Origin of the sequence: Plantactinospora siamensis (assembly GCF_042434095.1) — a bacterium.
Taxonomy (GTDB): domain Bacteria; phylum Actinomycetota; class Actinomycetes; order Mycobacteriales; family Micromonosporaceae; genus KBS50.
Genome location: NZ_JBHLUE010000026.1, coordinates 283660 through 303768 on the forward strand (window position 1 = coordinate 283660; position 20109 = coordinate 303768).

15 protein-coding genes and 1 pseudogene are annotated in these 20109 nt (G+C 73.7%); 6 read left to right on the forward strand and 10 right to left on the reverse strand.

What is annotated here, in order from left to right:
- Window positions 1-72 precede the first annotated feature (72 nt).
- The gene (locus tag ACFFHU_RS26665; protein WP_377343039.1) at window positions 73-618 is read left to right on the forward strand and encodes a GNAT family N-acetyltransferase; all 546 of its coding nucleotides are present in this window, start codon (window positions 73-75) and stop codon (window positions 616-618) included.
- 68 nt (window positions 619-686) lie between these two features.
- On the opposite strand, the pseudogene ACFFHU_RS26670 reads toward ACFFHU_RS26665, so the two are convergent.
- Window positions 687-1520, reverse strand: a pseudogene (locus ACFFHU_RS26670) (DMT family transporter); the annotation flags it as partial.
- Window positions 1521-1572: 52 nt separating this feature from the next.
- On the opposite strand from ACFFHU_RS26670, the gene ACFFHU_RS26675 reads away from it, so the two are divergent.
- Together ACFFHU_RS26675 and ACFFHU_RS26680 are read left to right on the forward strand one after the other, a co-directional pair.
- Window positions 1573-2121 carry a CGNR zinc finger domain-containing protein gene (locus ACFFHU_RS26675; protein ID WP_377343040.1) on the forward strand — a complete coding sequence of 183 codons (549 nt, stop codon included), beginning with the start codon at window positions 1573-1575 and terminating at the stop codon, window positions 2119-2121.
- 86 nt (window positions 2122-2207) lie between these two features.
- Window positions 2208-2717, forward strand: coding sequence for a GNAT family N-acetyltransferase (locus ACFFHU_RS26680; protein ID WP_377343041.1), 510 nt, complete (start codon window positions 2208-2210; stop codon window positions 2715-2717).
- A 146-nt stretch (window positions 2718-2863) separates the two neighbouring features.
- Here ACFFHU_RS26680 and ACFFHU_RS26685 read toward each other — a convergent pair whose 3' ends face one another.
- The 4 genes from ACFFHU_RS26685 to ACFFHU_RS26700 form a co-directional block, all read right to left on the reverse strand.
- Entirely contained in the window at window positions 2864-3070 is a 207-nt protein-coding gene (locus ACFFHU_RS26685) for a tautomerase family protein (protein ID WP_377343042.1), read from the reverse strand.
- Between the two features lie 153 nt (window positions 3071-3223).
- Window positions 3224-4093, reverse strand: a complete 870-nt coding sequence (locus ACFFHU_RS26690) for an ADP-ribosylglycohydrolase family protein (protein WP_377343043.1) — start codon at window positions 4091-4093, stop codon at window positions 3224-3226.
- 106 nt (window positions 4094-4199) lie between these two features.
- Window positions 4200-4598, reverse strand: coding sequence for an MmcQ/YjbR family DNA-binding protein (locus ACFFHU_RS26695; RefSeq protein WP_377343044.1), 399 nt, complete (start codon window positions 4596-4598; stop codon window positions 4200-4202).
- Window positions 4599-4644: 46 nt separating this feature from the next.
- Window positions 4645-5466 carry an SAM-dependent methyltransferase gene (locus tag ACFFHU_RS26700; RefSeq protein ID WP_377343045.1) on the reverse strand — a complete coding sequence of 274 codons (822 nt, stop codon included), beginning with the start codon at window positions 5464-5466 and terminating at the stop codon, window positions 4645-4647.
- A gap of 167 nt (window positions 5467-5633) precedes the next feature.
- On the opposite strand from ACFFHU_RS26700, the gene ACFFHU_RS26705 reads away from it, so the two are divergent.
- Window positions 5634-6152: a carboxymuconolactone decarboxylase family protein gene (locus ACFFHU_RS26705; RefSeq protein ID WP_377343047.1), complete on the forward strand. Its 519-nt coding sequence runs from the start codon at window positions 5634-5636 to the stop codon at window positions 6150-6152.
- 39 nt (window positions 6153-6191) lie between these two features.
- Here the strand turns inward: ACFFHU_RS26705 and ACFFHU_RS26710 are convergent, their stop codons facing one another.
- Window positions 6192-7070, reverse strand: a complete 879-nt coding sequence (locus ACFFHU_RS26710) for an AbfB domain-containing protein (RefSeq protein ID WP_377343049.1) — start codon at window positions 7068-7070, stop codon at window positions 6192-6194.
- A 153-nt stretch (window positions 7071-7223) separates the two neighbouring features.
- Window positions 7224-7883 carry a Type 1 glutamine amidotransferase-like domain-containing protein gene (locus tag ACFFHU_RS26715; RefSeq protein WP_377343050.1) on the reverse strand — a complete coding sequence of 220 codons (660 nt, stop codon included), beginning with the start codon at window positions 7881-7883 and terminating at the stop codon, window positions 7224-7226.
- A 62-nt stretch (window positions 7884-7945) separates the two neighbouring features.
- Here ACFFHU_RS26715 and ACFFHU_RS26720 point away from each other — a divergent pair, with 62 nt between their 5' ends.
- Together ACFFHU_RS26720 and rox are read left to right on the forward strand one after the other, a co-directional pair.
- Window positions 7946-8455: a GNAT family N-acetyltransferase gene (locus ACFFHU_RS26720; protein WP_377343052.1), complete on the forward strand. Its 510-nt coding sequence runs from the start codon at window positions 7946-7948 to the stop codon at window positions 8453-8455.
- 210 nt (window positions 8456-8665) lie between these two features.
- On the forward strand, window positions 8666-10120 hold the full coding sequence (gene rox / locus ACFFHU_RS26725) for a rifampin monooxygenase (RefSeq protein ID WP_377343054.1): 1455 nt from the start codon (window positions 8666-8668) through the stop codon (window positions 10118-10120).
- Window positions 10121-10194: 74 nt separating this feature from the next.
- On the opposite strand, the gene ACFFHU_RS26730 is transcribed toward rox, so the two are convergent.
- From ACFFHU_RS26730 to ACFFHU_RS26740, 3 genes are all read right to left on the reverse strand, one after another.
- The gene (locus ACFFHU_RS26730; protein WP_377343055.1) at window positions 10195-10692 is read right to left on the reverse strand and encodes a YcxB family protein; all 498 of its coding nucleotides are present in this window, start codon (window positions 10690-10692) and stop codon (window positions 10195-10197) included.
- A 40-nt stretch (window positions 10693-10732) separates the two neighbouring features.
- Window positions 10733-11167, reverse strand: coding sequence for a VOC family protein (locus ACFFHU_RS26735; RefSeq protein ID WP_377343056.1), 435 nt, complete (start codon window positions 11165-11167; stop codon window positions 10733-10735).
- A 67-nt stretch (window positions 11168-11234) separates the two neighbouring features.
- The gene (locus ACFFHU_RS26740; RefSeq protein WP_377343058.1) at window positions 11235-20036 is read right to left on the reverse strand and encodes a Tc toxin subunit A-related protein; all 8802 of its coding nucleotides are present in this window, start codon (window positions 20034-20036) and stop codon (window positions 11235-11237) included.
- Window positions 20037-20109 lie beyond the last annotated feature (73 nt).

The window sequence follows — 20109 nt, forward strand, 5'->3', positions numbered from 1 at the left end:
GGCCGACCGCTGGCCACCGTCGCCCGGGGCGAGCCGGCCGTCGGTCAACCGGCCGTGAGCTAATCTGCGCGGATGGCAGACCCGGGAACCGCAGCGTGGCCGCCGGCTCCGATCAGGACCGGGCGGCTGGTGCTGCGGGAGTCCGAGGCCCGGGATCGTCCGGCGTTCATCGAGCTGTACGCCTCGCCGGAGGTCGGCGCCTACGTCGGCGGTCCTCAGCCGCCCGCCGAGCTCGACCGCCTGCCGGAGGTTCCGGGGCGGCGTCCCGGGCTCTTCGTCGTCGAACTCGGCGGAGCGATGATCGGCACGGTCATGCTGGAGCGGCGCAACCTGGGGCCGCCGGGCTGGATCCGTCCGGCCGCCGGCGTGGTCGATCTGGGCTACCTCTTCCTGCCCAGTGCCTGGGGATCCGGGTACGCCGCCGAGGCGTGCGCGGCCGCGCTCGACTGGTTCGCCGGCGCGTTTCCCGGTGAGCCGGTGGTGCTCTGCACGCAGACCGCCAACGACCGTTCGATGCGCCTGGCGGCCAAGCTGGGATTCGTCGAGGTGGAGCGGTTCGAGAAGTGGGATGCCGAGCAGTGGTTCGGCATGTGGTCGCCGGCGTCCGCGCCCGGGTAGGAGGACGCCTCGCGGACCGGCTCGACCGCGCCGTGCCGACGCGTCGACCGGTTGAGGGTCAGCCGGAGCCCCGCCGCGGCGACGGCCAGGCCCAGCACGGTCGTGGCCGCGAGCGGCGCGCCGAGGATCGGCCAGGCGGCGATGGCGGTGACGGCGGGGACGACGAACAGCAGGCTGCTGGCCCGGGCGGCGCCGCGCTGCCGGATGAGGGCGAAGAAGAGCAGCGGGCCGACCACGCCGGGGATCAGGGCGATCCACAGCAGGGCTCCGACCGCGCGGACCGTCCCGGGAACCGCGAGGGAGCCGTCCAGGGGCGCCCACACGGCCATCACCACCGTGGCGGCGGCGATCTCGGTGGCGGCGAGGGCGGCCGGTCCCGCGCCGGTCCGCAGCCGGCCCTGCAGCAGGGTTCCGGCGGCGAGCCCGGCCAGTCCGAACAGCGTCCATCCGAGGGCCGCCAGCGTCGGGGGCCGGCCGAGCCGGTCGGCCAGGGTGATGACGACCCCGAGGACGCCCAGCGCCACGCCGAGCCAGTGCCGCCCCGACAGCCGGTCCCAGCCCAGCGCGGCGCCCGCGGCGGCGACGAGCAGCGGGGAGGAGCAGGCGATCAGCGCGGTGGTGGCGGCCGGCGTGCCGCTGGCCATGCCGATGTAGAGGCCGCCGAACTGCACGGTGAACAGCAGCACTCCGACCGCCGCGGCGGCGAGCAGGCCGCGCCCCCGCGGCCAGGCCTCGCGGCGGTGGACGGCGATCCCGGCCAGCAGGAGGCCGCCGATGACGAACCGCCAGAGGTTGGCGGCCAGGGGGGAGATCGATGACGTCGCGATCGATCCGCCGAGATAGCCGCTGCTCCACACCCCGATGAAGAGGATGCCGTCCCGATCCACATGTAACGACTTCATGCGTTACACCCTACTGTTCGCAGGTAACGCGTCAAGTCGTTACACTGGTCACATGAGTGAGTTCCGGACCGGGAACGGCGCGGACTGGCTGGACTTTCTGGCGACGCTGCTGGGCCGTTACCGGCCCGCGCAGGTCGAGATGCTGGCCGACCCGGCCGCGCTGCGCGGCTGGCTTGGCGAGCACGGGATGGCGCCGGTCTCGGCCGTGACGAGCGCCGACGTCGACGCGGCGCGGCTGTTGCGGGAGGCGCTGCACCGCGCGGCCGCCGCCACGGTGCACGGCCAGCCACCCGCCCGCGAGGACGTACGGGCGATCCAGGGCGCGCTGGCCGCGGACCGGCCGCCGGGGATCCGCCGCGCCGGCACGACGCTCCAGCTGACCCGGCCCGCCGACGCGTCCGTCGCGCTGGCCTGGCTGGCCCGCCAGGCCGCCGTCGACCTCGCGGGCCCGACCCGGGAGCGGCTGCACGCCTGCGGTGACGACACCTGCTCCGGGATCTTCGTCGACCACACGGGCCGCCGGCGCTGGTGCTCGGACGAACGCTGCGGCGTCCGCGCCCGGGTCCGCGCCCACCGGGCCCGGGCCCGCACGGCCGACTGATCCGGTACGCCGGGGACCGCCGGCGCCCGGGCCACCCCGGCAGAAATGCAGGTGGCCGTGACCTATCTCCTGGATAGGGTCGGGCGATGCCCGAGCTGACGCGGTTGAGCGCCGACCACGCCCCGGCGGTGCTGGCCTTCGAGCTGACGAACCGGGCCTACTTCGCGGCCTCGATCTCCGACCGCGGCGACGACTACTTCGCCCGGTTCGCCGACCGGCACGCCGCCCTGCTGGCCGAGCAGGAGACCGGCACGTGCGCCTTCTACCTGCTGTTGGCCGACGACGGCGCGGTGCTCGGCCGGTTCAACCTGGTCGACATCGCCGACCACGCCGCCGAACTCGGCTACCGAGTCGCGCAGCAGGCGGCCGGCCGCGGCGTGGCGACCGCGACCGTCCGCCGGCTGTGCCAGGTGGCGGCGAGCCGGCACGGGCTGCGAACCCTGCGGGCGGCGACGTCCCACCGCAACGTCGCCTCCCAGAAGGTGCTGACGAGGGCCGAATTCGTGCCGGTCGGCCCGGCCGACCCGGCACACCTCGGCGGCAAGCCGGGCACCTGGTACGAGCGGGACCTCCGGACCGTTCCGGGATACCGCTGAGCGCCCGTCGCAGGCCGGCCGGTCCCGATCCCACCCTGCTGCGGCACGCGCCGCCGTCGTACCGGCTGCTGGCCGTGATCGGTCTGGTGCCGGGCTGGAAGAACAGCTGCTGACTGTTGCGCCATCGGTTCTGACCGGCGGATGGATCAGTCCGTGCCCGCCGGCGTCCCGAGCAGCTCGCCGCCGATGGCCCAGTGCTCGCCGGGCACCTCGTCGATGACGACCCACACGCCCTCCCGGCGCTGTCCCGGGCTCCCGCAGGTCTCCAGGAACACGTCGGTGAGCCGCGACACCAGTTCGGCCTTCTGCGCGTGGGTCCGTCCCGGCATCATCTGCACAGTGATCATCGGCATGGCCACATCGTACGGCGAGTCCGCTCCCGCTCCGCGTCGTCGGTGCGCGGCCGCTCGGGGGCGGCAACTCGATGGGCGGACCGAGCCGCCGGCCGTCGGGCGCTGGCCGCCGGCGCTGGCCGCCGGCGCTGGCCGCCGGCGCTGGCCGCCGGCCTACAACGCCGGAAGCGGCTCGCAGGCCTTGAGCCACTCGTCGGGTACGGCGTCCAGGCCGGTGCGGGCCGCGACGATGCCGCCGGCGATGGCGCAGGTGGTGTCCATGTCGCCGCCGGCGCTCACCGTCGCCCACAGCGCCTCGGTGAGATCGTCCAGGTGCCGGGCGGCGCACCAGACCGCGTACGGGACGGTGTCGGGGGCGGAGATCAGCGCCCCGGATCCGACCTCGCCGGCGATCCATCGCGGATCTCGGGCGAACGGCCGCTGGGTGAGCAGGCGCAGCCGGGCTGCCACCTCGCCGTCCGGCGTACGAGCGGCCACCTGCGGCAGCAGCTCCTCGGCGGGCGCACCCCGTACCGCCAGCGCGGCCGCCACCGCGACGGCGACGGCGCCGGCGGTCGCCTCGGGGTGGGCGTGCGTGACCACCGCGGACCGGGACGCCTCCGTGACGACCCGATCGAGGTCCGCGGCGAACCAGGCGCCAAGCGGGGCGACCCGCATGGCGGCGCCGTTTCCCCACGAACCCTGGCCGTCGAACTGGGCGGCGGTGACGGACTCCCACGGCTCGCCCTCGCCGATGGCCTTCAGGACGCCGTGCATCGACGGGCCGTAGTTGCGGTACGGGTCGGCGGTGTAGGCGGCGGCGAACCGGTCGGCCAGGTCGTCCTGGACCACCCGCCCGTGCTCGCGCAGCGCCCGGTAGAGCGAGACGGCCATGGCGGTGTCGTCGGTCCACTGCCACGGCCCCTGCGGCACCAGCCGCTCGTCGAGCTGCCACCGCAGCTGCTCGGCGGGCCGGAAGAACCAGGTCTCGCCGAATGCGTCGCCCAGGGCCACGCCCCGTAGGGACCGGGTTGCCGCTGCCACGTCACCGATCATGAGGGGAGCGTGTCAGACGGTGGCCGGGCCTGTCGATCCGGTTACCCCGCCGGTCCGCTTGCCGGCTCAGGGCCATCGGCTCAGGACCGTCGGCTCAGGGCCGCCGGGAGTCCAGCCGGGCGACCCGGCGAGGCCCGGCGGTACGCCGGTAGCTGGCGTCGAGCAGCTCGCGGACCTCGTCCCAGTCGGTGTCGCCGGTCAGGTCCACCCCGACCCACCCGGACGCCCCCAGGTAGGCCGGCACGTAGCAGCGCTGCTCCGCCAGCAGCGCCGCCCGCTCGTCGGGGTCGACCAGCACGAGCACCGAATGCTCGTGCTGCCGGTAGACGCCGTCGACCTTCACCGATCCGCCGTAGTAGGCGAAGACCTTGGTGGTGTAAAAGGCGGGATGACCGTGCGAGATCTTCTCCGCCGCGTCGGGGAAGGCCAGGGCGAGCGCCCGCACGCGGCCCAGGACCGGGTCCGCGTCGTCGAACCTGATGGGATGCGGCATGCCCGAGCATAGGCACACGGCACGTGGCAGCGCGGCCGCGCCCGGGTCACCGGTCCGGGATCCGGGCGACCGCTCCGTAGCCGGTGGCCTCGCCGGCGCCGGGGCGTGGCCCCGGCCCCGGCCGCCAGTCGGAGACCGAGACGATTCCCGGCTCCAGCAGGTCCAGGCCGGCGAAGAAGCGGGAGACCTCCGCCAGCGGGCGGGGCGTGAAGGTCGGCTTGATGCCCTCGTTGATCGCGTTCATCGCGGCGATGGTCTCGGCGTCCAGCGGGTCGAACGTGGCGTGCGACAGGACCAGGTAACTGCCGGCCGGCAGGGCCGCGACCAGCTGCCGCACGATCTCGTACGGGTCCTCCTGGTCCTCGACGAAGTGCAGCAGCGCCACCAGCAGCAGCGCCACCGGCCGGGAGAAGTCCAGGGTGGACCGTAGCACCGGGTCGGCGAGGATCGTCTGCGGGCGCCGGGCGTCGGCGTCGATGTAGGCGGTGGCGCCCTGCGGGGAACTGGTCAGCAAAGCTCGGGCGTGCGCGAGGACCAGCGGGTCGTTGTCCACGTACACGATCCGCGACTCGGGGGCGATCCGCTGCGCCACCTCGTGCACGTTGTCGGCGGTTGGCAGCCCGGTGCCGATGTCCAGGAACTGCCGGACACCCGCCTCGGCGGCGAGGTGCCGCACCGCCCGCTGCATGAACGCCCGGTTCTCCCGGGCGGCCGTCCGGATGTGCGGGAAGACCGCGGCGATCGCCTCGGCCGCCTCCCGGTCGGCCTGGAAGTTGTCCTTGCCGCCGAGCCAGTAGTCGTACCGGCGCGCCGAGTGCGGCCTGGTCGTGTCGATCCGCGCCGAGAGGTCCGAGCTGTCGGTACTCACCGCGACTCTCCTGTCGTCCGTGGCGTGCGGCGGCGGACCCCGTGCGGTCCGGCCCCGCGGGGCCCATCCGGTGCATGCTAGCTGCGGCCCGAAATCGTTGCCGGTCCGAGGCCAGGGGTCGGCCGATCGGCTGTGGACACCGGCTGTGGGACGTGATCATGTGGGGTGTGCCGCACATCGACCTGCCGCCGCTGCCCGGGATCGCCGGGCTGCTGGCCGGCTACCCCCTGACCGCCGGCCCGCTCAACAGCCTCGCCGAGGCCCTGCTGCGGGGGCCGTCCCCGCTCACCCCGGCCCAGCGGGAGAGCATCGCCGCGTACGTGTCCCGGCGCAACGAGTGCGCCTTCTGTGCCGAGACGCACGGAGCGGTGGCCCGGAAGCTGGGCCACGATGACCGGTCCACGGCCGGGCCGGCCGACGCGGACCGGCTGATGGGCGCCCTGCTGGCCATCGCCGAGAAGGTCCGGCTGGACGGCCGCTCGGTGACCACCGAGGACATCGACCGGGCGCGCGCGGCCGGCGCCGACGACCGCGCCATTCACGACACCGTGCTGATCGCCGCGGCGTTCAGCATGTTCAACCGTTACGTCGACGGGCTGAACACGCTCACGCCGCAGGATTCGGGCGACTACGAGCGGCACGCCGGCGCCCTCGCCGAGCACGGCTACCTCCAGCCGCCACGCTGATCCGGCCCATTCCCGGCCCCAGCCGAGACCGGGCCGCACTCAGCCGAGGCCGGGCCGCACCACGAAGGTCATGGCCGACCGGGTGGCGGGTGAGCCGTCGCAGGGGTCGAGGAAGACGCCGTCGTCGCGCAGCCGCAGGTAGCGGTCGGGAAAGTTGATCGACTGCAGGGAGGTGTGCGCACCGGCCAGCCCCGGCACGGGACAGAACGTCGCGTCCGCGTCGAACAACCACGAGCCCTCCCGGCGCTGCTGCAGGAACAGCCGGAAATACTGGTGCCGCAGGAAGAAGCCGGGAAGGTTGACCGCCTCGAAGGACACGCACCGGGAGTCGGCCAGGCCGGGCCGGGCGGTGAAGGTCGAGTCGGCCCGGTCGACAGCGCCGCTGGACGGGCCGATGGGATCGGCCCGGGCCACGAAGTCGCGCTGCCGCACCCGGTCGCCGAGCCGAGCCGCCGGTGACAGGCCGATCCGGGCGCCCGCGGTCAGCCGGGTTTCCACGGGCGGCGCGGGCCGGGCGGGCTCGCCCCGGCCGCCGGTCTCGCCCCGCGAGGACCGGGTGGGTTCGACGACGCCGGGCTGCCGCGGCTGGGGGCGCCCGGCCAGCCGGGCCGGGACGGTCGGGTCCGTGGACGGGGAGCTGCCGAGCCCGGCCCGGACGTCGCTCACCCCGACCGGCGCGGGTGGCTCGCCGGTGGCGGCCGGCGACGGCGCTCCGGCGAAGGGCGCGGCGCCCCGCCACTGGCCGATCGCCATCCCGATGATGACCATGAGCACCATGCCGAGCACGCTCGCGAGCACCTTGAACTGCCAGGGTTGCGGCTCGCTCGGCCACCGGCCCGGCGTCAGCTCCGACCACGCCGGCCCGGGCCGTGGGGGTACGTCATCGGCCGGTTCCCCGGCCACCCCGTCATCGGACACCTGCACACCTCCCGGTAGTCCCGCAACACCCGGTGTGTCGACGATCACAGATCCCGGATTGTGGCACTTCGATCAGGCCAACGCCAGTCCGGTCATCGGATGCCACATTGGAGCGTGCAGGTCGGACGGTCGGCCCGGAGGATCAGGCGGCTATTACTCGAACTTCTTCCACTGTCCCTCGGAGACCACCTCGACGGATCCGTCGACAACCGTGATCGCCGTCTGCTCGTCGATGGCGTAGGCCGGGCCGCCGATATCGGCGGCCCACCGCTGCGCGTGGGCCAGGGTGTTGTCGGGAAAGGCGTCCAGATGCGGGAAGATCGAGAAATCGACGAGGCCCAGAGTTCGGTCGTCCGGCGCGGACGGCCACTCGACGAAGTCGGTTCCGATCCGGGGCGTCATCACCATGCTCCCGGCGCTCACTCCCACCCAGACCGTGTCGGGCAGCGACGGCAGCAGCTCGGCCAGCCCCGACTCGCGCATCCAGTGGCCCAGGTACGTCGCGTCCCCGCCGTCGACCAGAAGCACGTCGGCCTGCCGGACCCAGGGGACCCATCGCTGCATGCCGATGGTGGGCAGGGCGGTGAGTTCGAGGACGCCGAGCGATGCCCAGCCCAGGCCGGACAGGTGCCGGAAGCGCGGCTCGGCGGCCACGAGGCCCCGTACCGATTCCGGACCGCACATCGGATGGCCCCACTGTGCCGTGGGGACGAGGAGGGCGTGGCACTCGGACACCGGCTTGCCGAGCAGCTGTACGAGCGCCGAGTAGATGCTCGGATTCGTGACGCCGCCGGATGTGAGCAAGAGTTTCACGATGCCTCCGGTCGCGGCTAATCGCCTTGTGCGCGGCCACACGGGCTGCTTGGCTGTGGTCCGTGACGGATCTTCGCACGCCCCGCCTGCGCCTGCACGCGATCGACCCGGCGGAGGGCGAGCGCATCGTGCGGCGGCGCGCCGGCGCCGGGGATGTCTGGGCCGAGGACTTTCCCTTCGACGGCGACGTCATCGGCGTCACGGCCTTTCTCGAAGCCACGGTCGCCCACGGTGACCAGCGACCCTTCGGGCACTACCGGATCACCCGGACCGCCGACGGGAGGGCCATCGGTGGGATCGGCTTCAAGGGTCGGCCGGACGGCGGGTGCGTGGAGGTCGGCTACGGCCTCTCCCCGTCGGCCCGCGGTCACGGCTATGCGGCCGAGGCCCTCGCGGCGCTGCTGACGCTCGCGGCCGCGCACGGGCTCGCCCGGGTCGTGGCCGACACCACCGCGGACAACGTCGCCTCCCGGCGCACCCTCGAACGTGCCGGGTTCCGGCGGGTGGCCGGCAACGGCGACAACCAGCGGTACGAGGTGCTTCTCGGCGCCGCCGCGCAACCGGTTCGATAATCCGGCCCGGTGGCGGGTGAGAGGCCCGTTCCCGGAAAACGACAAAGGCTCGTTCCCGGAAACAACTCGTCACCGGAAACACCAAGGGCAAGGAGGAGAACTCCTTGCCACTATTAACGTATACCGCACCCCAGGGCTTGCGGCAAGACCCCTCTCGTGGCGCAGAATCGTCGGCCGGGCGCAGGAATCGGCTAACGGTGGGGGATGTGCGTGTTCGATGTGATCATCGTCGGTGGCGGGCCGACCGGCATGATGCTGGCGATCGAATTGCGACTGCGTGGCGTCGGTGTGCTCGTGCTGGAAAGGGATACCGAGCCGCCGCCATTCGTACGGTCGCTCGGCCTGCACGTACGCAGCATCGAGGTGCTGGACCAACGAGGACTGTTGGAGCGGTTTCTCGAGAACGGCAAGGCGCACCCGATCGAGCCGGGCGCCGTGCGGGGATTCTTCGCGGGCATCGAAAAGCCCGCTCCCGCCGGGCTGGACACCGCGCACGGATATGTGCTCGGCATTCCGCAGACCCGCACCGACCGGCTGCTCGCCGAGCATGCGGCCGAGGTCGGCGCGGAAATCCGGCGCGGTTGTCCGGTGGTGGCGCTGGAACCGGACGACGAGGGCGTGACCGTCCGGCTCGGCGACGACACCGCGCCGCCGCGGGCGCGGTTCGTGGTCGGCTGCGACGGTGGCCGCAGCACGGTACGCAACCTGCTCGGGGTCGGCTTCCCCGGCGAGCCGTCGACCGTCGACACGCTGCTGGGGGAGATGGCGGTGACGGCACCCCCGGAGGTGATCACCGAGGCGATGACCGAGGTACGCCGGACCGAGAAGCGGTTCGGGATCGGGCCCTCGGGCCGGCCCGGCGTGTTCCGGGTGGTCGTGCCGGCCGAGGGCGTGGCCGAGGACCGCTCGACGCCGCCGACGCTCGAGGAGTTCGCCCGGCAGCTGCGCCGGTACGCCGGCACCGACTTCGGCGTGCACTCGCCGCGCTGGCTTTCGCGCTTCGGAGACGCGACCCGGCTGGCCGAGCGCTACCGGGTCGGGCGGGTGTTCCTGGCCGGGGACGCCGCGCACGTCCACCCGCCGATGGGCGGGCAGGGGCTCAACCTCGGCATCCAGGACTCGTTCAACCTGGGGTGGAAGCTGGCGGCGGCCGTCGGCGGCTGGGCGCCGGACCACCTGCTGGACAGCTACCAGGCCGAGCGGCGCCCGGTGGCCGCCGACGTGCTGACCAACACCCGGGCCCAGATGCTGCTGACCACCGACGAGCCCGGCCCGCGGGCGGTCCGGCGGTTGCTGTCGGAGCTGATGGACCTCGACGCCGTCAACCGGTTGCTGATCGAGAAGATCACCGCGATCGGCGTCCGGTACGACTTCGGCCCGGGCCACTCCCTGCTCGGGCGGCGGCTGCGCGACATCCGGCTCGGCCGGGGGCGCCTGTTCGAACGGATGCGCACCGGCGCCGGGCTGCTGCTCGATCGGACGGGCGGGCTGTCCGTCGCCGGCTGGGCCGGTCGGGTCGACCACGTCACCGACCCCGGCGACGAGCTGGACGTGCCCGCGGCGCTGCTGCGGCCGGACGGGCACGTCGCCTGGGTCGGCGCCGACCAGCAGATTCTCAACTCCGCCCTGACCCATTGGTTCGGACGCGGCGAAATCTCGCAGTGAATCCCATGATCGTCAACGGGACGGGACGGGACGGGACGGGACAGGGCGGGGCGGTCAGGGGAGCGGGTTCGCGGTCAGCGGGGGCGGAGCAGGCCGCGGTCGGTCATGAAGGAGCGGAGGGTCTCGGCGTCCTGAGGTGACATCAACCAGCGCGGGATCACGGTGGCCGGCATCTTGCCGACGTACACGATCCAGAAGTCCGGGGTGTCCTGCACCCGGGCGACTCCGTCCCAGGCGATGCCGCCGGACTCCGAGCCGCTGCGCATCATGATGTTGTCCTCGGTGATGTCGTAGCCGCCCTCCACCGCGTACCGGCCGGAGCGGCGGCGGGCGCGCCACCGCACCCAGGGCGGGTACAGCATCGACAGCACGCCGCCCACGACCATGGCCGTGAACAGCGGCGCGATCCGGTCGCCCCGGGCCAACCCCCGGGAAGCGGCCAGACCCGCCGCTCCGGCCGCCGCCAGCGCCGCGCCGATGTAGCCGAACCGGCGCAGCCGGACGCTGCTGAGCACCGCGGCCACCCGGCCCGGGTAGGCGGGATCGGCCGGGACCTCAAAACGGATGTGCACGCCAGAACGATAGTGGCCCGCCCGGGCTGGTCGCGTCCGGTCAGTCGAGGCAGAACTCGTTGCCCTCGACGTCCTGCATCGGCTGGCAGGACTCGTCGACGCCGTCGGCCCGCAGCAGTCGGCCGCGGACCGCGCCGAGCGCCTCCAGCCGGGCGCACTCGGCCTCCAGCGCGGCCAACCGCTCCGCACCCACCAGCCCGGTGCCGACCCGTACGTCGAGATGGACGCGATTCTTGACGACCTTGCCCTCCGGGACCCGCTGGAAGTACAGCCGCGGTCCCACGCCGGTCGGATCGACGCAGGCGAACGACGCGCCTTGGCGCTCGGCCGGCAGGGAGCGGTCGTGATCGGCCCAGGACGCGTACCCCTCCGGTGGCGGCGGTACGACGTAGCCCAGCACCTCACACCAGAACCGGGCGACGCGCTCGGGATCCGCGCAGTCGAAGGTGACCTGGACCTGCCTTACCGACGCCATCGGCACACCATAGCGGCCGCCGGCCGCCCGCCGTGGCGGCCCGCCCGCCGTGGCGGAGGCGGATCGCTCAGGCCAGCGTCACCTCCAGGTAGAGCAGCACGTCGAGCAGCTTGCCGTCGTCCACCGCGGACGGGTCGCCGGGCGGCTGCGGGCTGGGCGCCAGGTCGCCGGCGGCGCGTACCGTCAGGGTCCGCTCGCCGAGCAGGCCGGCGGCGAAGGCGGCCGTCACGTCGGCGGTGTAGAGGTCCGCCAGCGCAGGGTCCCGGGTGAAGCCACCGGCCACGGTGGCGTCGATCCCGACGCTCACGCCGGATACGGTCTGACCGGGCGGCGTCCGCAGCACCAGCTTCGCCGTCGTCACGGTCAACTCGCGGCCGCGCAGGAAGATCGGCAGGTGCCGGTCGGTCAGCGCGATCCGGACCGGGGTGTTGGCCGGGCTGTGCAGCAGCCGGTTGAACGCCGTGGAGAAGTCCTGGCGCAGGCCGTACACCCGGGCCAGGCCCTCGGTGGCGAGGTGGTTCATGATCGTGCCGTCCAGCGCCGCGTTGGCCTGCTCGACGGTCCCGCGCAGCACCCCGTCCTGTTCGGCCGTGTACGACAGGTGGATGATCACGTCGGTGATGGTCTCGTAGTCGAACGGCCGGAACGTCTTGGGCAGGGTGAGCCGCCAGGAGCTGACCGCCCCGGCGCCCTCGAACGGCATGTACCGCTCGTCCCGGAAGCTGAACTCGAACACCCCGGTGTCGTGCTGGGCCGTGCTGGTGGCGATGGCGACGCTGCGCCGCAGCGGCACCACCTGCAGCCCGGCCGCGCCCGGCACCGGATCCTTCCGGATCTTGCTGCCGGTCAGCTCGAGGGTGGCGCCCACGTTGGTGTACGGGCCGGTGACGCTCGGGATGGTGAGCCGGACGGCCTTGGTCCGGCGCCGGTACTGGCCGGGGTAGAACAGGTCGAAGAAGACCTCCGGCAGGTCGAAGGCGCACTCGCCGGTCTGCCGCAGCCGCACCAGCGCGGCCGGGTCGATCTGGGCCAGCGAGAACGCCTGGTCGACCTCCGGGGTGCGGTAGTTGGTCTCGATGAACCGGCGTTCCATCGCCTCCAGATCCATCATCAGCTGCTCCCCGGCCAGCAGGCCGGCCCGGGTCGGGTCGAAGTAGCCGCCGCGCAGCAGCGGGGTGGTCTCGTCGCCCCGCTCGAACCGGTACGCCTGCTCGGCGAGCCGGGCGGTGGCGTACGCGTTGTTGAACGCCTCCCGGAACAGCCGTTGCAGGGTGCTCGCCAGCCAGGTGTAGAGGCCCAGCCCGGTGAACCGGGACCCCATCAGGTCCAGCACCTCCTGCTGCTGCTCGACCTGCCGGTTGTGCACCTCCAGCGACCGGTTGGCCACCTTCTGCCGGACGGCCGCGGCCTGCGCCTGCTTGGCCAGCTGCTTGAGCTCGTTGTCGGCCAGGTCGCGCTGGAACTGCCACCCCTCGCGTCGCCGCGCGAAGCCGCCGGCCAGGCCCGCCGCGGCCGACACCACCTCGGCGAGCTTGGCGGTGTCCGACGCCATCGCGCCCCACCCCTTCAGGCTGCTGCCCAGCGCCACGCCGCCGTACTTCATCGCGAACGGCGAGCCCAGCTCGGGGATCAGGCTCAGCACGCCGGCCGTGCCCTGCAACAGGGAACCGGCCACGAACGAGACCGCGGCCACGTTCTTGGCCACCGACTGGATCGTCTCGCCAGCGTTGAGGTCGTCGTCGAGCAGGCTCGCGTAGTAGTTGCGGCGGAAGCTCACCGAGTCGATCTGGCTGTTCAACGTGTCCACCGCCGAGGTGGCCAGCTCGATCTCCCACTCGCGCAGCCGGGTGCTCATGGCCAGCAGGTTCTGCTGGTTGGTCGCGTACAGCCGGTTGAGCTCCTCGGCGTCCTTGCGTTCCAGCGCCGACTGCAGGGCCGCGCCGAAGCCCTGCACGACGGCCGCGTGCTGGCGGGCCCGCTCGATGAGATAGCTGAACCGGTACGGCGGCAGGTCTCCGGTGCCCGCGCCCAGCGCCTCGTCGATGGACAGCCCCGCGGCCCGGGCCCGGACCAGCAGCCGCGGGTCGATCTCCGGGGCGAACAGCGCGAGCTGCCGGGGCGTGCCGGTGATGTCGAGGCAGTGCCGCAGCTTGTAGAGCCGGTCGTCCACCCGGTCCCAGTAGGCCAGCAGGTCGGCGTTGGCCGGCACGCAGAATACCGGGGTGAACTGGCGCACGATGTGCCAGCCGAACGGCAGCGGGGGCAGCAGGGTCCGCCACCGGCCGCCGTCGACGGTGGGGGCCACCACGGTCCGCTCGCCGCCGGCCCGGCGCTGGTCGATCGCCCAGGACCCGATGCCCGCCTCCCGCCAGTCGGTGAACCGGGACAGCCCGGGCGTCTGCGCGGTCAGCACGGCCTGCGCGGCGTCCTGCCGGGCCGCCGCGACCGCGCCGGCCGCGGCCAGCAGCCCCGCGCCGGCCAGCTCCACGGGCCGGCGCGGCCCCTCGGCCGGTACGTCCGCCCGGGCCCCCGCCTCGGCCGCGCCGGCGCCGGCGGTGGCTCCGGCCCGCACGGCGGCCCGGCCCACCACCCGGCGCAGCTCCGGCGCCTCGGCCAGCCCCGCCGCCCCGGCGTCCAGCCGGTCCCGCACGCCCGCGGCCACGGCCACGGTCGCCTGCTTCAGCCGGAGCGCCGGGGTGGCCCGCTCGGTAAAGAAGCGCAGCTCGTCGGGGTCGATCACGCGCTGCACCGACCGCTTGCGCGTGCCGTACACCGCCGGCACCCGGGTGCCGAACCACAGCACGTGCTCCAGCTCCACCAGGAACGGCGAGCCGGCCTTCACCAGCGGGGCGATCTTCTCGTAGGTGCGGGGCTGCACCGCGCCCTCGCCGCAGCTGCCCAGCCGGGCCGGCCGCCGGCCCAGGATGTCGGCGGCCTCCACGTACAGCATCGTGGCCTCGTTCACCGACTCGGTGGTGAACGCCGTGAACAGGCTGTCGCCCCAGTCCAGCAGGTTGTCGACGTACTTCATCACGATGGATTTCTGGTACGCCGACAGCCGCTGCCGGGCGATGGCGTGCGGGTTGAACGGGTCCTTGCGGTACGCCTCGATGGCGGCCGGGTCGGTGAGCACCTCGCGTAGCGTGGGCGCGTCCAACCCGCGGAACTCCGCGTACCGCCAGACCCGGTCCCGCTGCCGGCGGGCGGCCTCGGCGGGCGGCGTGCCGGGCGGCACGGCGATGGTCTCGGCGGCGGCCGGGTCGAAGATGTACCGGTACCAGCCCTGCGCGGCCTGGAAGTCGCCCTGGCCGTTGAGGTGGTTGGCCAGCAGGAACGGGATGTGGAAGAAGATCTCCCGGTAGTACGTGCCGTACGGGCCGGTCCAGTCGATCCGGCCGCGCACCACCTCGTCGGCCAGGCCCGGCGCGGCCGACAGCGGCGGGTTGGCCTCGCCGAGGGCGAGCTGGTTGGGGGTGGCCAGCAGGCTGGACACGCCGCCCGCGAACAGGGTGCGGGACATTCGCGGCCCGAGCGTGGTGGACAGCCGCTTGACCACGGCCAGCGGGCCGGGCCGGGTGGTGGTCTGCACGTACAGCTGGTCGGCGGTCAGGTCGACGATCGCGTCCGTGGGGGAGCCGTTCACCGCCGTCACCTCGGGCGTGGCGGTGAGGGTGCCGAGCCGGGTGGTGTACAGCCCGGCGGCGAGCTGCCCGGCCAGCCCGGCGGTCTCGTACACGGCCGCGAGCGCGTCCAGGTAGCGGGCGTCGGCCACCACGCTGGCCTGGGGGTACGCGTCGAGCAGCCGGTACGCCGGATGGCTGAGGTACAACCCCCAGCCGGTGCCCTCGGGCCGGGTGCTCACGGCGGTCCGGTCCGGTGCGCCGAAGAACAGCGACGCCAGGTCGATCCCGAACAGCGCCGGCGGCAGCGTCGCGATCCGCCGGGTGTAGAAGTCGACCCCGGTGGACAGGGTGAAGTTGCGCATCGTCAGCTTCAACCGGCCGTACGGGTCGACGATCGGGTAGACCCGGTCCCACTGCAGGCCCTTGAGGGTGTAGCCGTCGATCGGCTCCGAGTGCACCTTCGTGTCGTAGCGCGGGGTGGCCAGCGCCAGCGTCTGCTGGTAGATGCCGACGAAGTCGAGCGAGGAGACGGCCTGGGCCAGCCGGTCGTACTCGATCCGCTCGCCCAGCGGGTCGTCGACCACGCCGTCGCCGTTGGGGAACCCGGCGCCGATCAGCGCGATGCCCTGCGGCGGGCTCCACCGGCCGTCCAGGCGCAGCGTCGTGTACTTCAGCGTCAACCGGTGCCGATATCCGACGAACGTGGACGCCCCGTCCTTCACTTCGTTCTTCGTCGTGGTGGTGACCTCGGTCCAGAACACGAACAACCGGTTGAGGTAGACGATCGGGGACACGTGCCGGACCGGGATCTGCACGCTGATCTTGCGCCACGGGCCGTAGCTGACCTGCCGGTCGGCGGACAGCTCGCCGTAGTACGCGTTCTCCACCGTGCGGTAGTAGTAGACCGGCGGATCGGCCGGGGTGACCCCGAACAGGTGCAGCACGTCGGTGCGGGCCGCCGCGTCCTTGTCGTGGTAGACGCCGGCCACCCGCAGCCCGGCCAGCTCGTCGAAGCCGTCGAGATAGCCGGCGTACGCGTCGAGCACGTTCTGCGGGGTGATCTGCTGCTGCATGAGCGCCGACTCCAGATCGGCGAACAGCGGCGTCTTGTCGTCCCGCAGTTCCGGCTCCAGGTAGTTCTCCGGCCACAGGAACACCTTCCGGTTGGCCTCCCAGACCCGGTAGTTCTTCCGCCACTGCCACTCGTCGGCCGGCACCGCGTCGGCCGGCACGGCGGTGCGGGCCGGGTCGCCCGGGTCCCGGCGGTCCTGTTCGAGCCCGGCCAGCACGCGGTGCAGGTAGAGCTGGACGCTGGAGATGGCCGCCACCAGCCACGACGTCTGGGCGCAGCCCTCCAGCCGGACGTCCACGAGCAGGTACTCGTAGATGTCGTCGACCGTGCCGAACTCCCCGGACAGCGACCGGACGAGGTAGTCGCACAGCGCGTCCCGGCGCTGCCCGCGGAGCTGGTTCTCGGCCGGGGCGAGCCGGTCGGCGAACTCCCGCTCGTCGGGATAGCGCGCCCGGGCGGCCGACAGCAGCGCCTCGCCGGCCCGGGTCTGCTGGCCGTAGTCGTCCGAGACGATCAGCGCCAGCACGTCCCCGCCGACGCCGAGCCGGGACGCCAGATCCACGGCCCGGGCCAGCACCTCCAGCGCCGCCGGCGCCGCGGCGGGCAGGCTCAGGTGCGGCAGGACGGTGGCCACCAGCGCCGGCTGGGCGCCCAGCACCACGCCGAGCGGTCCGGTGGCGTTCGCCGGGAAGCCGGTGCCCGGGACGAAGCCGCCGAGCACCTGCCGCAGCGCCACCCGGCCGGCCTCGACGGCCGCCGCGGCGGCGTCGTCGGTCGCGCCGGTGACCGCCACCGCGGCCCGGATGGCGGCGTCGAACCGGGCGTACGCGCCGAGCCGGCGCAGCGCCGGCACGGTCAGCGCGGTGTAGTCGCTCACCCCGAAGACGTCCGGGTGGGCGGCCAGGAACGCCAGCGCGGCCGGGTCGTACGCGGGGCCGGCGAACGCCACGGACAGCGGCACCAGGGTCGCCACCAGGTCCACCAGCGGCCCGATCGGGCCACCCTGCACGGCCTCGACCAGCGCGGCGGCGCCCAGGTCGGCACCGGCCAGCGCGGCGAGCGCGCTCACCCGGTCGGCGGCCAGGTGCAGCGCGGTGGCCAGCCGGGGCGGCAGCACCCGGCCGGCGTGGTGGGCCAGCAGCGCGGCCCGCAGATCCGGCTCGGCCGCGGTCACCCCGGCCGGCACGGTCAGCGGCGCGGCCGGGTCGAAGTCGGCGGCCAGCCGCAGCGCGGCGCCGTCGGCGCTGGGCCGCACGGCCGCCGCGTTGGCCGCGATGATGGCTCGGGACTGGTCCTCGGTGACCCCCGGCACGAACGCGAAGACCGTGTCGGCGAACCGCAGCGCGTTGTCGGCCGCGATCGAGGTGGCCACGGCCGTGGCCACCTCGGCCGGCGCCGGGTAGCGGGCCGGCTGCCGCGGGGTGCCGCCGGTGGCCACCGCCAGGTCGTCCAGCCGGTAGCCGCTGGCCCGCCACCAGTCGACGGCCGCCAGCAGGGCGCCCAGGTCGGCCCGGTCGGTGACCGCCCCGCCGGCCAGGCCGGCCACCCCGATCAGCGCGGCCAGGTCGGCGGCGTCGACCCGCAGCAGCTTCGCCAGCCGGGCGTGCCGGTAGAGCAGCGTGAGGTTGGCGGCGGTGAGCGCGAAGCCGCGGTCGTCCTCGTCGGCCGCCGCCGGGTCGGCGCCCAGCGCGGGGGACAGCGCCAGGATCAGCGCGGCGAACTGGTCGTCCGGCAACCCGACCGCGGCCAGCAGCCGGTGCAGGGTGTTGTCGGCCGGGTTGGGAACGCCCTCGGAGCGCAGCGACGGGTGCACGAAGCTGACCCCCGGCTTGGGCAGCGTGCCGTCCAGGCGTACGTAGGTGGGCAGGTTGAACAGCCGGTCGAACAGCGAGCCGGACGCGCCGGGCAGCGCCACCGTGGGCACCGGGGCCCACAGCGCGCTGTTCTGCTCGGCCGGCAGCGCGAACCGGGCGTGCACGTCCAGCACGTCCAGCAGGTCGGTCAGCACGGCCGCGTCGAGCCGGCCCGGATCGCCCGGGCGCAGCTGCGCCAGCAGCAGGTCGGTCTCGGCCACGCTCCACGGCAGCCGGCGCACCAGCCGGGCCAGCCGGTGCAGCCGGTCCAGCGAGGTCAGTCGCAGCCCCTGCGCCCGCTCCACGTCGTTCTGCACGGCGTCCGGGGTGCTCTTCGCGGTGACCAGCTGGACCGGCTCGGTCCCGCCGGCGGTCACGAACGCGGTGCCGACCAGCGCGCCGAAGGTGTCCCGGTCCAGGCCGGTGGCGGCCAGCAGCGGCTGCACGTCCAGCGGGGCCACCGCGCCGGCGCCGTCGACGCTGAAGGCCACCCCGTACACCCGGGACAGGAACGCCGTGTCGGCGTGCGGCGTGACCAGCAGGTCGTACTCGGTCGACGAGACGCCCAGCGCTGCCGCCGCGACGGCGCGGGCGGGTGCGCCGTACGCCCGGGCCACCGCCACCCGGCTCAGCTCGAAGTGCCCGAGGTACGCCGACAGCCGCGCCAGCGGCAGCGTGAACGGCTGCTGGAACGAGCCGGTGGCCACGGCCAGCCGCTGGTGGTAGACGTGCTCCTCGACGGCGCCGCGGTCGGTCAGGTCGCCGCCGAAGCCGGTCCGGTTGGCCAGGAAGTTCTCACAGATCGTGTTGATGATGTCCAGCCAGGGCACCAACGTGTTGGTGTTCTCGCAGGTCAGCGGCAGCGTCCACAGGTCCGGCCGGCGCACCCGCAGGTGCAGCGGGTCGTTCGCCTTCGCCCCCGAGAAGTACGGCTCGGACACGTGCTCCGAGACGAACGTCATCAGGTCCACGAAGTACGCCGCCGGGCCGAGGATCGACTGGCAGTGGCTGCAGTCGCAGAAGTCCTGGCTGCCGAACAGGTCGGAGTAGCCGTCGAGCCGCTTCAGGTAGTCCTGCACCGACGGCAGCAGGTTGCTGACCTTCAGGTCGTCGAAGCCGCCGCGGATGACGTCGATGATCGAGGCGACCGCCGTGGTGACGTTCGCCAGCGTGCCCCGGGCGGCGGCGTGGTAGTCCAGCGCCACCTTCTCGGCCAGCCCGCTGATCGCGGCGAACTTCTCCGGCCGCAGGGCGGCGATCGAGGTGGCGTCCCGGAAGTCGCCGCGCAGCAGCGTGTACGCGTGATCCGTCCGGTCGGTCAGCGCGAACATCCGCTGGTACGCCTTGAGATCGGCCACCGCCTCGCCGCGCCGGTCGGGGTCCAGGTCCCCGAAGTCCAGCCGGTCCAGGTCGGCGCTGTCCGGCCCGTAGTCGAGGGTGAGCAGCTCGACGCCCGGGTTGCGCCGGTACACCGTCTCGGCCGGGGTGCCGCGCAGCGGACCCTGCTCGGCGGTGGCCCGGGACAGCAGCGCGTCGGTGGGGAACAGGCCGCTGATCGCGTGGTCGAGGTGGTCGGCGTACTCGCGCTCGGTCAGCCCCTCCGGCACCGCGACCTTGCCGCGGGCGATGACCGCCGACCAGCCCTCCGGGCCGAGCCCCGCCATGGCGGCCGGGCCCGCCTTGTCCGGCAGGACGTCCGCGGCCAGGCCGCGATGCAGCGCCTCGGCCCGGTCGGTGTCGCCGGTCAGGTGGTACAGGGTGACCACCCGACCCAGCGAGTCGGCCTGGTCGGCCGGCAACACCTGCTTGTCCACCAGCGTCCGCACGGCCGCGTCGTTCAGCTCGCCGGCCGTGTTGGCCACCCCGAGCACCCGGCCGGCCGACTCCACCGGCACCCGCGCGCTGACCGCCAGCCGGACCACGGTGGCCTGGCCCAGTTCGGCCTGGAACAGCGGGTGGTCGCTGATCGGGGTGTCCAGCGCGGCCGGGTCGTCGAGGGTGCCGGAGCGGTTCAGCTCGACCAGCCGCTCGGCCGCCTCCCGGCCGGCGTCCCGGTCGGCCTGCTGGTCCCGCAGGCCGCGCAGCACCAGTTCGGCCAGGTCACCGCCGTCGCCCTGCGGGGTGTAGTCGAGCCGGCCCAGCCGGTCCCGCAGCCCCTCGGAGGCGCCGCTGAACTGGGTGAGCACCGTCGACCGCCGCTCCTGCCCGGCGGCCTCGGCGAGCTGGCCGTACAGCCGCTCGTCCTGGCGCTGGATCTCGGGCAGGGTGGCGCCGGACAGCCGGTGCAGGGTGAGCAGATCGGTGGGTTCCAACGCGGGCATCGCGGCCTCCGGGTCACGGACGGTGCTTTCGGGCATGCGGCTGCGGGAGGTTCCGCGGCCGCCGTGACGGCCG

Excerpts from the sequence above, each read along its gene's own strand:
- ACFFHU_RS26680 (WP_377343041.1), top strand. The coding sequence starts at position 2,208 with ATGCCCGAGCTGACGCGGTTGAGCGCCGACCACGCCCCGGCGGTGCTG.
- ACFFHU_RS26740 (WP_377343058.1), bottom strand. The coding sequence starts at position 20,036 with ATGCCCGCGTTGGAACCCACCGATCTGCTCACCCTGCACCGGCTGTCC.
- ACFFHU_RS26695 (WP_377343044.1), bottom strand. The coding sequence starts at position 4,598 with ATGCCGCATCCCATCAGGTTCGACGACGCGGACCCGGTCCTGGGCCGC.
- ACFFHU_RS26685 (WP_377343042.1), bottom strand. The coding sequence starts at position 3,070 with ATGCCGATGATCACTGTGCAGATGATGCCGGGACGGACCCACGCGCAG.
- ACFFHU_RS26665 (WP_377343039.1), top strand. The coding sequence starts at position 73 with ATGGCAGACCCGGGAACCGCAGCGTGGCCGCCGGCTCCGATCAGGACC.
- ACFFHU_RS26735 (WP_377343056.1), bottom strand. The coding sequence starts at position 11,167 with ATGGCGTCGGTAAGGCAGGTCCAGGTCACCTTCGACTGCGCGGATCCC.
- ACFFHU_RS26675 (WP_377343040.1), top strand. The coding sequence starts at position 1,573 with ATGAGTGAGTTCCGGACCGGGAACGGCGCGGACTGGCTGGACTTTCTG.